Genomic DNA, 12,874 nt, shown 5'->3' with positions numbered 1-12,874 from the left:
TCGGATCTTAACCTGTCGGTAGCGATCGCTAATAAAGAGATGCCAACACCTTATCTGCTGCTGCCCGGAATGCAGTTGCTGCACCAGCACTCATATCCCGTGGCGCACAGATGCGATTTCTCACATAGGCAAGTGTGATGGCTCCAACCGCAGCTATAGTAGGATCGGCGTTGTCTTTACCACCCACGCGCCCCCACGGTAATGCTGCACCATTGCCATTAATCAGATAGTCAGCCAGCAATCTGAGGTGGAAATCAACCGCTTCTTTAACGGCTGTTGTGTCGCCATTAACGGCCAATGTTTGCACCCCGGAGTTTTTCAGGATGTCTCCTAAAGCAACTTCTCGGTTATCAGTCAATCTCTCAGCTGCCTCTGCCCTAAATTGGATTTCCTGGCTAATTTCTGGGTCTGGGGGCAAAGGATTGCTGATTGGTATCACACCCCATCGACGACGCAAAAGTAAATTGTTGGTGGTATCATCCGATTTGACGCGGTGATAAGCAGGACGCTGTTTGAGTGCTTCAAACCAAGCGTTGATGCGAGGATACCGAGGATTTCCCTTGAGGTGATATCCCCGATAAACAGGTAAGTTAGCCGCCAAGCGATCTAAATGGGGGCTATAGGTAATATCTACCAAGCTAAATGTTGACAAAAAGTAGGGGCCAGAATACTTTCCTAGAAGTTGCTCAAGTTCGTCTAATTTAGCTTCAAAAGCTGTCTGTAGGCTTGCTAATTCATTAGGATCTTCCGGGGCTTGTCGGAGAAATTTGTAAGCGATATCTCTCACACCATTGGTTTCAGCTTCTTCAAGCCACAGCCTAGCAACAGCGTTTTCTTCTGGGTCTTCAGGAAGCAAAGTTGAACCAAATTGTTCTTCTAGTGCTAACAGAATATCTTTAGATTCATAGACTAACTTTCCTTCAATTCTGGCAGCCGGAACAAGGGTTGTAGGAACTAAATCCGTATACCATTTAGGCTTGTTCGTTAAGTCAATAAACTCCGTTGCAAAGGGAATTTCTTTTTCTTCAAGAGCAAACCAAACCCGTTCGCAAAATGGACACCAAGAGTTAGTATCGCGGTAGAGCAATACTGGCGGTTCTGTATCTGGTGGTAGTTTATGAAGGCTGCTAGGAATGGGAGCGGTGGAAGGGGATTGCCCTGGTCTACGCACCCGTCGAGCAGGTGTATTTTTTTTGGCAATTTCTAATAGTTCTTCCCAATTAGATACGGTGTCTTGAATTGACATATTTCACCTTGACAAATTTAGATTAGGTAATGGAAATATAGATAAAAATTGGCACAAAGAATTTATCTTTAAATATTTAGAACTTTAAACTTAAATATGCACAAATGTGATGTTTGCTACTACACAAAGTAGCAAACTTTTTCTGAATAGCAGCCCTCAAGCTAGAAACTGGTATGTCTATTACCATGCTTATAGTCTTTAAACAGATAAAAACTTAATTGCTCAACTATCGGTAAACTACAGTAACTTCACTATATTGCCGGAGTTAATGGTGATTATCACATGAAAATAGTTTGAAAGCAAGATTTAGTATATCTATATTTTTGGCTTGTTTAAAAAGCTCTGGCGAAGGTTATGATACCAATTCTGTATGAAGATGCGGGACTTCCAAGAAATAAATTATCCAAATGAACGTAGACGCGGAGCGGCTTGCCGCAGGCTACCACAGAGACGCAGAGAACACAGAGACAGGAGAAATAGAGAAGATTTTTGAGTCAGTTTTAGGATTTTTTTTATTTGGAAGTCCCTGCGCCAAACTATATGAGGAACGTAAGTAAGTTGGCACAATAAAATCAAACTATGTAAATAAAGATGAAATAGGCTAAAACCCTTATACCTGTTGCCTATTGCCTATTGCCTAGAAAATTTGGCGCAGCCTCACCCAGAAATCGCATGACTCCAAAATTCTGTTTTGATAAAATATGCAATTTCAACGAGTGTAGCCCAAGAGTGTAGCGCCCCATCCAATAAAAGCACTACCAAAAACTAGCCATGCAGCATTGATGCGGAAGTGAATAGCTAAAATGGCTGAGACGATCGCGATCGCCAAGCCGAGAAAATCTACAAATGGGGCTTGTGGTAATGTTAAGGTGGCTGCACCCAGTTGCAGGGTGGTAACAACCATTAGCGCTACAGCACTAACATTCACAGCATCCAAAAATGCTCTACTCCAAGAAGAGGCCCGTAAACGGGGAATCAAGGGATTCAGGGCAGCAACGAAAACAAAAGAAGGTAGAAAAATTCCGATTGTGGCAATAATTGCGCCAGGGATGTCGGCAATGATATAACCAATAAACGTAGCAGTCGAAAGTACTGGCCCAGGAGTAAATTGACCAATTGCGATCGCATCTAGCAACTGCTGTTGTGTCAGCCAGCCATATTCTTGAACTAATCCTCCTTGGAGAAAAGCCACCAAAAGGTAGCCACCACCAAACAAGACACTACCGACTTTCAGAAAAAACCAACCCAACTGCCATAAAGAAACGTTGGTTACAGTAGATGCGGTAGCTACCGATGCAGCAACAACCGTTGATGCCTTTAAAGTCGCACCTGTGCTGAGACTAGCAATTAGAAAGTTGGCTTTATCTCCTGGTTTGTCGTTTTTATCGCCAGAATGTAACCAAACCATACCCAGCAATCCCCCAACTAATAGGGCAATTACTTCATTTAATTTGAATAATAATGTCATTAATGCCACAGCCAAAGCAATCACTAACAATTGGCGAGTTTTCACAGCCTTTTTTGCCAAGCCCCAGAGGGCATTGAGAATGATTGCTAAAACAGCCGGTTTAATGCCATAAAAGAGTGGAGCTACTTGAGGTAAAGTGCCGTAGGCAACATAAACCCAAGCAAACCCCCCAGTAATTAGAACCGCAGGTAAGACAAAACAGACACCTGAGACAATCAGCCCCAGCCAACCTGCATAGATGTATCCTATATGGATAGCCATTTCTGTGGAATTTGGTCCAGGAATTAGGTTAGTTGCGCCCAGCAAATCCAGAAAATGCTCCCTTGTCAACCACTGACGACGCTTAACCACTTCATCTTCAATCATGGCAATATGGGCAACCGGGCCCCCAAAGCCGATAACGCCAAGTTTAAAAAACAGTTTGGCGAGTTCACCCAAACGACTTGGTGTTGAGTTAGTCATTTTTGCTAGGGAATATTTCTCATTCAGTTTTAGACTAATCTTAAAAGATTAGGGCTGATACCATTTCACGAAATGCTTGATACAAATATATTTGTCTCTAATTCTGTCCCCTGCGGTCTATTTCTATCAACCTGAAAGTGAAACGGTATTACGCACTCACTCTACAGAAGAATTATGTTGTGTGTCAACGTAAATATATCTCTTCAGATGAAGGCAGCAGGAAAACTACCCTCTGTCTCCTACCTCCCAATACTTTTCGGGTTTTGGGGGAAAGGGGAAAGGGAAATTCAAACCCTTTCCCCTTTAACCTTTCCCCAGATCAAAAGAGAGATTATTGGGTTTAACCGAAAAGTATTGTCCTGCCTCCTTGCAATAACTCTTAACTCAGCACTATTTAAGCCATGACCATTCCGCCATCGACGTTAAAAACTTGTCCGGTGATATAGTTGGCTGCGGGATCGGCGGCGAGGAAACGCACCATTCCAGCGACTTCTTCGGGCTGACCGAAGCGACCGAGGGGGATGTATTTTAGGATATCTTCGGGGTTATTGAGATCGCTGGTCATATCGGTAGTGATGAAACCAGGGGCGACGGCGTTAACGGTAATACCGCGAGTAGCCAGTTCTTTGGCTACGCTTTTGGTGAAGCCGATTACACCTGCTTTGGCGGCGCTGTAGTTGGACTGACCTGGGTTGCCCATCTGCCCAGCAACGGAGGTAATGTTAATAATTCGACCCGATCGCTGTTTGAGCATGATTTTACTGACGGCGCGTGTACATAAGAAAACACCAGTTAGATTAAGGTCTATCACAGCTTGCCAATCTTCTGGCTTTAAACGCAAAAGCAGTGTGTCACGGGTAATCCCTGCGTTATTGACTAAGATATCCACACGGCTAAACTTTTCCATGACGGCGTTAACTAGTGCATCTACTTGATCGCCTTTAGAAACGTCTGCTTGGATAGCGATCGCCTGACCTCCCACTGCTGTAATTTCTGTAACAACTGCCTCAGCCGCAGCACTCGAACTAGCATAATTGACAACTGCGATCGCTCCTTGTGAAGCTAATTCAATTGCGATCGCTTTGCCAATCCCTCGTGATGCACCTGTGACAATTGCGACTTTACCTTGTAATAATGTCATTTAATGTTCCTCAATCTTAGAAATACCGCGCTAATTATCTTATGGTGATTTAGGGAACATCTGAATATTGTCTGGATAGAATCTCACTCTTTAGGGTGACAATCTTGCTGTCATCCTGCAAATTAGATATTTTTGTATTTAGTTTTGGGATAAGGCAATAGGCAATAGACAACAGGCAATAGCTATAAGGATTTTAGCGTAGTTCATTTTTCTTTACATGGTATGATTTTATTGTGGCAACTTACCTTATTTAGGAAGCTAAGATAGATTGAAATACATATCTAATCCATATACACAAACGCACACTATATATTGATTTTATTATAATTATTTAAGATTTTTGCGGGTCAATCAATCTATATTGAGTAATCTAATATTTTCCCAACAAAACCCATAAACTTGTACCGATTTTATTTACTAAGAATTACTATTGAAACAAACAATTGAAAATCGGTGTGTGTCACATGGCAACTAAAAAACAATTTAACAGCTTTGAAGAGATGCTGTCTGCTTCTGATGTACCTGTATTAGTAGATTTTTACGCTGACTGGTGTGGCCCATGCCAAATGATGGTGCCAATTTTAGAGCAAGTCAATCTCCAACTTAAGGATCGCCTACGGATTGTCAAAATTGATACAGAAAAATACACAGATTTGGCTACTGAGTATAAAATTGCATCTCTTCCAACCTTAGTATTGTTTAAGCAAGGTCAACCTGTGGATAGGATAGAGGGAGTAATGCAAGCACCGCAGTTGGTGCAATATCTACAAACAAAGATTTAAGCTAATACTTAGAATTCGGGTTTTGCTTCTTAGAGGCGCGAAATGTCGCGTCTCTTTTAGTGAATAGTGGTTGAACTTCTAGCAGAGAAAATCTTAAGTAAATATTAAGCATATTTACTTATACGTCTAGAGAAAGTAGTTTAGAAATAGAGATAGCTATATTGTATAGATATAAGAAAATATCTTAACAAAAAAAGCGGTATATGGATAATAAGCGAGAAAAACCTGACAAAGCCTATATTTGGGTAAATATTGATTTTGATAAGGTTAAATACAGAATAAATGAGGTGACTTGCCAGATTGAGCGGGTTATACAAAAGCACCAACTTTCAAATCAACCTGGTAACTCAAGTAAAAGAAACAATTAGGTTATGTGTGAGGCGATATCTATAATGGGCTACGCACTTTATTCTTAGCGTAGCGAACCTAAGCATTTCACCAGTTTTCCATAAAAGATTTTGGGCAAAAAGACAATATTATTATTCGATAATCGTCCACCAAATTTCTACTTATTTATTAGTGATTATCTCATCCTCGACACTCCTTTTCAGGAGTGTTACTTTTGGGAGGATATTTGCTTGCTAGTTATGGTGTGATCGCTCTTTGGAGCTATTGTTAAAAGGTAAAAGTAGTCCGAAGTACGCCTACAGTCGTAGTCTCATTGTTGCTGTTACCTTCTGGGTTAAAGAGAACAAACGCACCAGGGGTAATGCTGATATTATCGCTAACTTGAAGGCGGTAATAGGCTTCCAAATGATAAGGAGTCGCCCGATTCTCGCCTGTGGGGGTAAGTTGAGCAGAACCACCAGTATCACTACGGAAAAGCGGCTGACCAAAAAGAATCCCAGCAGTGTTTCCTGACTTGAATAAATCTCTGAAGTGAACTCCCGCCATCCAACTTGTAAAGGTGGTGGAAGCATTCACGCTATTTGAAGCAGCATCAACAAATAGTGCTGCACCGTAGCCAGATAAGGCTATTTTGGGAGACAATCGCCATGTTACCGTACCCCCAAAGGAGTTGAGTTTGACGGGTGTTCCAGCCTCAACACCAGCTAAAGCACCAACATCACCACTAATTAATCCTGTACCTAAAATATTGATTTCATGATAACTATTGGCATAGTTTAGACCAATATCTAGGTCAGGACTGGGCTTGAAGGTTAACTGTGCGGCAACAACACTACTCCCACTAAATAAGCCACCTCCCAAAGGTGTCGTAGAAACTCCTGGTAGTACCTCATCAGCAGATTTTTGGGGTAAATTGGCGTTGACACTACCGTATAAAGCTCGTAAATCCAAATTCGGGGAAATACTATAAATAAAGCCTGCCGCCGATGCTAAACCAGTACCAGAAGTCCCACCAGAAACCCGTAGCACAGGATTTAAGCCGGCAAAACGAGAAATTGACTCTTGGCCTTCGCCATAAAAAGGCGTAATTGCTGGGAAAGCATCTGATGTTTCCGCCGCAGTTCCCGCAAACAAGGTTAATTTATTAGCGACGGGAAAGATATACAGCAATTTGTAAAGCTGAACACTGTTTGCGCCAACGCTCGACAAAGTATTGACATTTAACCCCGGAAATTGCGGCTCAAAACTGGTACGAGCGCTACTAGAACTTAAAAGAGGTGAAGCTAATCCTAAACTTTGTTGCAGGCTACCCTGTCCATCGGCTCCACCTAAAAAGTTATAAGCTTGCAATCCAGTAATTAATGAATCTTTACCAGTAAAGCTAGTGGTGAGATTTAATCGCACTCTATTGACTAGGATGATGTTCGGGTCACTGTCATTAGGAGCGCCGCCGGTAGCACCAACACCAGCAATAATTACTTCTCCATTAAGTTTAGTAGTCGTAGAAAATTGATTTACTTCTAGTTCTGCGGTGCGAGCTTCTACAGCATCCACTCGACCCCGCAATGTTGACAATTCCGCCGCAAATTGTTCTTGTAGTTTTTGCAATGCGGCTAAATCTTCTTTTTTGACCAAATCACCAGTTGCAGTCGCAATCAGTTCATTGATTCGCTCTAAACAAGCATTTAAACCAGCAGCAAATTCATAGCGAGTCATCGCCCGATTACCGCGATAGGTTTGATTGGGATAACCTGCGATACAACCATAGCGCTCAACTAAAGATTGGAGTGCCTGAAAAGCCCAATCAGTCGGCTGTACATCAGACAATTGCGATACGGATGTTACTTGTGCAAGTTTGTCTGAGGATGGAGATGAATTTATAGATTGTGGTATAACTGGCTGTTTATAGGTAACAGCAGAATCTACTCCTAAATCTTGATTATTTTGCTGTTGCTTGACTGAGGAAAATTTTTTTTGATTCTCATTAGCTATTAGCAATTTACTGGAGATATTTTTTGCTAAATTGCTTTGATTAAAATCATTTTTTTGATAGCTGCCATCATTTTGATTAACAGCTACGTTTTCATCTGCAATTTCTAAACTAGGAAGGGCTTGCACAGGTGATAACCCAGCAATTAAACATAAAAATCCCATCCCACTAGCAGAAGCTAGTAGATATTTTGACATCATAACTCCCAACACCTATAAAATAGTGAAAAAATTGATTGCGATTTTAAAATGTATTGATAAGTAAATTTAAAGTAGATTTAGCAAGAGGTCTTGCTAACTTTAAATTTTTGATATCAGGTTTTTTTCTGAATTGACTTACCAAAACATCAGCTTGTATCGCAAGTATTAAATTATAGTAAATACTATTTTTGGAAAGAATTAACAATACATCATATTGATAGTTTTTATAATTACGATAGCAATCCTAAATGGTTTTTGAAATGCATTACGTAAAATGCTTGATTCATAAGCCTTCCAAATTTTCTCTGTTCAAATATAAAAGCGGATTGATACATTGACAAAATAATAATTTACATAAGTCTGATTTTGTGATAATGAATACAAGTATTGAGCCGAGGATTTCGGCTTAATACCTAACAAAGAATAATTTACTTAAAAAATTTAAGAGACTGCGATCGCAAATCGATTGGGGTACAGGTAAGATCGGGAGGAAAACGGTGGAAATAAGTTCTCTTATGGTTGTTAACCAGTTTCATCCAAGAGAAGTTTTATAGCGATCGCATACAGAAAATTTTTAAACAGGAACATAGCATATCACATTTTGGTAAAAGAAGCAATACCTTAAAGTAAGTACTATTTCCAAATACCCTAAGCTGAGAATGAAGCTTTAACTTGACCAAAACAGCGATCGCGACTTTGATAGCTCAATAAAGCCTGATGAAATGCTTCTCGATTAAAATCTGACCAAATAATATCTACATCTTTAAAGTTTACGATATTCGTGGTGGATTTGATCTCAAATTGCTGTAATTCTACGGAAATTGACCAGACAAACTTGCGACCATAATTAATAGCTCATCTGGATCAAATGGCTTGGACAAATACATTTGAAAGCCTGTTAGTAGCGCTCGCCTTCGGTCTTCTTCCTTAGCATAAGCACTCAAGGCGATCGCTGGCATTCTACCCCCTTTTTCTATCGGTAAAGCTCTGATTCGACGAATAAAGCTGTAGCCATCCTCTTCGGGCATACCAAGATCCGAAATCAGTATGTGTGGCATTCCCGACTCTAACGCTGACCATGCTTGGGCTACTGATGCTGCCTGACTCACCAATGCACCATGTTGCTGCAAGATAAAACCAACAAGCTCCCGCCCATCAGCTTCATCATCAACAACTAAGACTCGTAAACCGTTGAGTGAAATTTGACTATCATCGTTTCCAGAGATTGATTCTGCACCCTCAGAAATATAAGAGATGCTCATTAGAGGTAAGCGCACCCCAAAGGTTGCTCCAAGCCCAAGCCCTGGACTATCAGCCTCTACTGTTCCCCCATGCATTTCCACTAAATGCCGGACAATTGCAAGTCCTAAGCCTAGCCCTCCATAGGTTCGGGTTGTACTTGCGTCTGCCTGACGAAAGCGTTCAAAAATGTAGGGCAAGAAGTCAGCTTTAATACCATTACCTGTATCTTTGACCTGGAGAAGCGCGTCTGTACCCACAGCTTGTAGGGAAACCTCTACCTGTCCCCCAGAAGGTGTAAATTTAATTGCATTACTCAGCAGATTCCACGCTACTTGTTGTAAACGGCTAGCATCTCCAGAAACAGAACTAACATACCGATCGAGCATACAGTTAATGGTAATATCTTTAGCTTCAGCTTGTGGTTTTAGAGTTTCGATAGCTTCAGTAATCACTGAGATTAGAGAAACTGGACGCTTTTCCAGGCGCAGTTGCCCTCGGATAATACATGATACATCCAGCAAATCGTCTACTAATTTCGCTTGAGCATTGGCGTTGCGCTCAATAGTTTCTAGCGCCCGAGTAGTCGCAGATGAGTCCAATTTACCTTGGCGAAGCATCTTAACCCAGCCAAGCATTCCATTGAGCGGTGTGCGAATCTCATGGGAAAGTACTTGCAGAAATTCATCTTTCATCCGATTGGCTGCTTCCGCTTCAACTCGCGCTGCCTGCTCCCGAATCCGTTCGGCTTGTTGAGCTAAAGCATCTTTACGCAGTCGAGACAACTCTAAGTTTGTTCTTACCCGCGCCAGCAGTTCTCGCGCCGAGAAAGGTTTGATCAGGTAATCATCCGCGCCCATTTCTAAGCCTTCAACACGAGATTCTTCACCAGCGCGGGCGGATAGCAGGATAATAGGCACTTCACGAGTGGATGATGCAGAGCGCAATTCGCGCAACAATTGCAAACCGTCGATTCCCGGCATCATAATATCGCTAAGTACTAAATCCGGTATTTGTCTGCGGGCTGCTGCTAAAGCAGCTAATCCATTTGTGGCTGCCTCTACTTCGTAATCTGGCTGAAGTAAGTGCTTTAAATAATCACGCATATCTGCGTTGTCATCAGCCAGAAGAATGCGGGCACTTGTGCGGGGGGGGCAGAGGGGCAGAGGAGCAGAGGAGAAGAAAGTGTTTTCCTCCCCTGCTCCCCTGCTCCCCTGCTCCCCTGCTTCTTGTGGTAGCCAACGCCATGCTTCTTCAACAAAAGCAGCCGTTACCGAAGCAGTGTTCGGCAAATCATGCCCAGATGCAATGCGTTCAGTGGGCAGATGAGCAGTACCAGTAGGAAGTAAAACAATGAAAGAACTTCCCTGATTTACTTTACTGCTTACACGAATTGAGCCACCATGAAGTCGAATCAGATCCTGCACTAGGGATAATCCAATTCCAGAGCCTTCATAAGTGCGACCTTGTAACCCTTGTACGCGGTAAAAACGCTCGAACAAATGGGGCAATTCCTCTGCTGGAATTCCTATACCTGTATCCTGGACTTCCAGTTCCACATATTCTGTGTACCAACGCAAGCTTACACTGATTTGTCCAATAAACGTGAATTTGAAAGCATTACTGAGCAAATTCAAAACAATCTTTTCCCACATTTCGCGGTCTACATACACCGCTTCTGGTAAAGGTGGGCAATCTACTATTAGACGTAAACCGGCCCGTTCGATAGTTGAGCGGAAGACACTGGCCAGTTCAGTTGTAAATACAGCAAGGTCTATCGGTTCATAAACTGCTTGAATGCGATTTGCTTCGATGCGCGAAAAGTCTAATAGTGTGTTGACTAACTTGAGCAAACGCAGGCTGTTTCGGTGAACTAATTGCAATTGTTCGCGTTCCTCACTTGTCAATCTCGCGTTCTGGTTGTTTAGCACATCCTCTAACGGGCCCAGTATTAACGTCAAAGGTGTGCGAAACTCATGAGAGACATTATTGAAAAATGCTGTTTTAGTTCGGTCTAGTTCAGCTAACGCTTGGGCTTTTTTGCGTTCTTCTTCGTATGCTTGAGCATTGCGAAGCGAAACCGAAACTTGCCCTGCTAAAAGCTCGTAAAACGATTTATAGCTTTCATCCAAGCGACGATTGGGGCTGATTCCGGCAATGAGTACCCCAAGCGGTGCTGTGACATTTGATGACGGGATCGGTAGCGCTATTGCTTGGTAGACTATTTCATTCCAGGGTCCACCGACAATAGTTATATGGCGATTAAGACCTTCAATCAGAGTTGTATTTCCTAGCATTACCTCTGCAAGCGGCCATATATCTGTAAATTCTTCTAAAACCACCTTCAAAGGTGCAATAGATTCATTTATGTTTGCTCGAACGCTGCCAGATAATCGCACTGTCTTGCCATCTGGCTCGCTCAGGTAAATCAGAGCAAACGGTACATCTTGAGGATATTCTGCGATCGTGGACAGAATATCCTTACAGGTAGTTTCTACACTTCGTGTATCACCAGAACGTGCTGCCAAATCACGTTGCAAGCGCAAGCGCCGCTCCCCTAGTACCTGCTGCGTCACTTCGCTACATACGCAAAGCATACCCTTAATTGCACCTTCGTCATCTTCAACGGCACTGTAAGACAGACTGAAGTGGGCTTCCTCGTTATAATCTGCTCGGTTCACCACCATCATTTGGTCTTCTACCCAGTTGGGAACACCCGTTGTCATCACTTCAACAATCATCGGCCCAATTACATCCCAGGATTCCGATTGCGTTTCTTGGATAGAACGACCTAGCGCCAGAGGATGTTTTGCCCCAATTAAACTAGTATATGCATCATTATAAATTTGAACTAGATCCTGCCCCCAAAGTAAAATCATCGGATACCGTGACCCCAGCAGAGTACGTATCGTTGCTCTCAAACTTTGTGGCCATGTTTCTACACTGCCAACAGATGTACTTGCCCAATCGAAATTATGTATACGTTCCCTCATTTCACCAGAGCCAGGAAACATATTTAAGCGCTTATCGTTAACAGCGCTGTTAATTGTTGCACTCTCTTGTGAATTACTTTCCTTTTTAGGGTTTGAGCTTGCTACCTGCTGTTGAAGTAGTCGCAGACCTTGTCGAACGACCTCACTTGCTGATTTATACTTTCCTGAGTTGACAAGCGAGGTAATAAATTTATTGAAATCAGGAGTTAGTGATACGTTAAGCGTTGTGCGTTGGCGATCCACGTCACTTTCTCCTACCTGTGGCAAAAATTGGCAATAATCTTGTAATGATATTATGCCACAAATCATCAGTCTGTTCAGGAGTTAAACACTGATACAAGACTTTCTGCTATTAGGTAATAAATGAGAGAAAACCAAGATTGTGGTGAAGAGCTAGAAAACTGTCGTGAAGTCAATTATTCAGCCGTAGCCGTTGCTGAAAATGAAAAATCACCAAGTCAAATAGAACTCAATGAATCTATTTTTTGGAAAGAGAAAACCAGGATTGTGGTGAAAGAGTTAAAATCGCTTGTATGGATGGGGTGCTGTTTGATTGAAATAAGTAGCACGATTGCCGTTAACCAAAATGGATTGCTAAATAAATCTCTAGATAGCCATTTTAATTAAAACATTTCTTTGAGCAAACTAATTTCTAGGTGACAGTTTACTATTTATTAATAATAGTGTACAAACTAGCGCTCCAAGCATATAAACCATAGATGTTTCAGAATCTTTTAAAACTAGAGTATAAAACATAGACAACACTACAAAAACTAATACCGCTATTTTAAACATAACACCTAACAATTTTAACTATAACACTAGGACAGACGTATCAAAAGTATAGCTCCCGCTTTTTGCCGTTGATTATGATAGAAAAACATTTTGTTACTAGTAACATTTAATACTTTAGCGCGGAGAGATCCTTAGATCGCTCTTCTTAATATATTTCTTAGGTGATTGTTTACTTGACTGCGACTATGACAGTTTTTTTACTGGTACTAA

The 12,874-nt window shown here is 41.8% G+C and carries 9 protein-coding genes; 4 read left to right on the top strand and 5 right to left on the bottom strand.

Going from position 1 to position 12,874, the window contains the following annotated elements:
* Window positions 1–28 precede the first annotated feature (28 nt).
* Window positions 29–1,246 carry a glutathione S-transferase family protein gene (locus NPUN_RS11800; protein ID WP_012408914.1) on the bottom strand — a complete coding sequence of 406 codons (1,218 nt, stop codon included), beginning with the start codon at window positions 1,244–1,246 and terminating at the stop codon, window positions 29–31.
* Between the two features lie 407 nt (window positions 1,247–1,653).
* On the opposite strand from NPUN_RS11800, the gene NPUN_RS41765 reads away from it, so the two are divergent.
* On the top strand, window positions 1,654–1,803 hold the full coding sequence (locus NPUN_RS41765; RefSeq protein WP_167315611.1) for a hypothetical protein: 150 nt from the start codon (window positions 1,654–1,656) through the stop codon (window positions 1,801–1,803).
* A 152-nt stretch (window positions 1,804–1,955) separates the two neighbouring features.
* On the opposite strand, the gene chrA is transcribed toward NPUN_RS41765, so the two are convergent.
* Window positions 1,956–3,176 (bottom strand): chromate efflux transporter, encoded by a 1,221-nt coding sequence (chrA, locus tag NPUN_RS11795; protein WP_012408913.1) that lies wholly within the window; start codon window positions 3,174–3,176, stop codon window positions 1,956–1,958.
* Window positions 3,177–3,570: 394 nt separating this feature from the next.
* The gene (fabG, locus tag NPUN_RS11785) at window positions 3,571–4,317 is read right to left on the bottom strand and encodes a 3-oxoacyl-[acyl-carrier-protein] reductase (protein WP_012408912.1); all 747 of its coding nucleotides are present in this window, start codon (window positions 4,315–4,317) and stop codon (window positions 3,571–3,573) included.
* Window positions 4,318–4,781: 464 nt separating this feature from the next.
* On the opposite strand from fabG, the gene trxA reads away from it, so the two are divergent.
* A complete protein-coding gene (gene trxA, locus NPUN_RS11780; protein ID WP_012408911.1) occupies window positions 4,782–5,099 on the top strand; it encodes a thioredoxin in 318 nt (105 codons plus the stop codon).
* 203 nt (window positions 5,100–5,302) lie between these two features.
* Window positions 5,303–5,467 carry a hypothetical protein gene (locus tag NPUN_RS43225; protein WP_234711092.1) on the top strand — a complete coding sequence of 55 codons (165 nt, stop codon included), beginning with the start codon at window positions 5,303–5,305 and terminating at the stop codon, window positions 5,465–5,467.
* Between the two features lie 247 nt (window positions 5,468–5,714).
* Here NPUN_RS43225 and NPUN_RS11775 read toward each other — a convergent pair whose 3' ends face one another.
* Both NPUN_RS11775 and NPUN_RS11770 read right to left on the bottom strand, forming a co-directional pair.
* Entirely contained in the window at window positions 5,715–7,634 is a 1,920-nt protein-coding gene (locus tag NPUN_RS11775; RefSeq protein WP_041565345.1) for an iron uptake porin, read from the bottom strand.
* 815 nt (window positions 7,635–8,449) lie between these two features.
* Window positions 8,450–12,178 (bottom strand): type II toxin-antitoxin system ParD family antitoxin, encoded by a 3,729-nt coding sequence (locus NPUN_RS11770; RefSeq protein WP_012408909.1) that lies wholly within the window; start codon window positions 12,176–12,178, stop codon window positions 8,450–8,452.
* A gap of 54 nt (window positions 12,179–12,232) precedes the next feature.
* Here NPUN_RS11770 and NPUN_RS11765 point away from each other — a divergent pair, with 54 nt between their 5' ends.
* A complete protein-coding gene (locus NPUN_RS11765; protein ID WP_041565344.1) occupies window positions 12,233–12,496 on the top strand; it encodes a hypothetical protein in 264 nt (87 codons plus the stop codon).
* Window positions 12,497–12,874 lie beyond the last annotated feature (378 nt).

This window comes from Nostoc punctiforme PCC 73102 (assembly GCF_000020025.1).
GTDB lineage: Bacteria > Cyanobacteriota > Cyanobacteriia > Cyanobacteriales > Nostocaceae > Nostoc > Nostoc punctiforme.
Note: the sequence above shows the minus strand (reverse complement) of the source record. Positions and strands in the feature narration are given on the sequence as shown.

Excerpts from the sequence above, each read along its gene's own strand:
- NPUN_RS11800 (WP_012408914.1), bottom strand. The coding sequence starts at position 1,246 with ATGTCAATTCAAGACACCGTATCTAATTGGGAAGAACTATTAGAAATT.
- NPUN_RS41765 (WP_167315611.1), top strand. The coding sequence starts at position 1,654 with ATGAACGTAGACGCGGAGCGGCTTGCCGCAGGCTACCACAGAGACGCA.
- NPUN_RS11770 (WP_012408909.1), bottom strand. The coding sequence starts at position 12,178 with ATGATTTGTGGCATAATATCATTACAAGATTATTGCCAATTTTTGCCA.
- trxA (WP_012408911.1), top strand. The coding sequence starts at position 4,782 with ATGGCAACTAAAAAACAATTTAACAGCTTTGAAGAGATGCTGTCTGCT.
- chrA (WP_012408913.1), bottom strand. The coding sequence starts at position 3,176 with ATGACTAACTCAACACCAAGTCGTTTGGGTGAACTCGCCAAACTGTTT.
- fabG (WP_012408912.1), bottom strand. The coding sequence starts at position 4,317 with ATGACATTATTACAAGGTAAAGTCGCAATTGTCACAGGTGCATCACGA.
- NPUN_RS11775 (WP_041565345.1), bottom strand. The coding sequence starts at position 7,634 with ATGTCAAAATATCTACTAGCTTCTGCTAGTGGGATGGGATTTTTATGT.
- NPUN_RS11765 (WP_041565344.1), top strand. The coding sequence starts at position 12,233 with ATGAGAGAAAACCAAGATTGTGGTGAAGAGCTAGAAAACTGTCGTGAA.
- NPUN_RS43225 (WP_234711092.1), top strand. The coding sequence starts at position 5,303 with ATGGATAATAAGCGAGAAAAACCTGACAAAGCCTATATTTGGGTAAAT.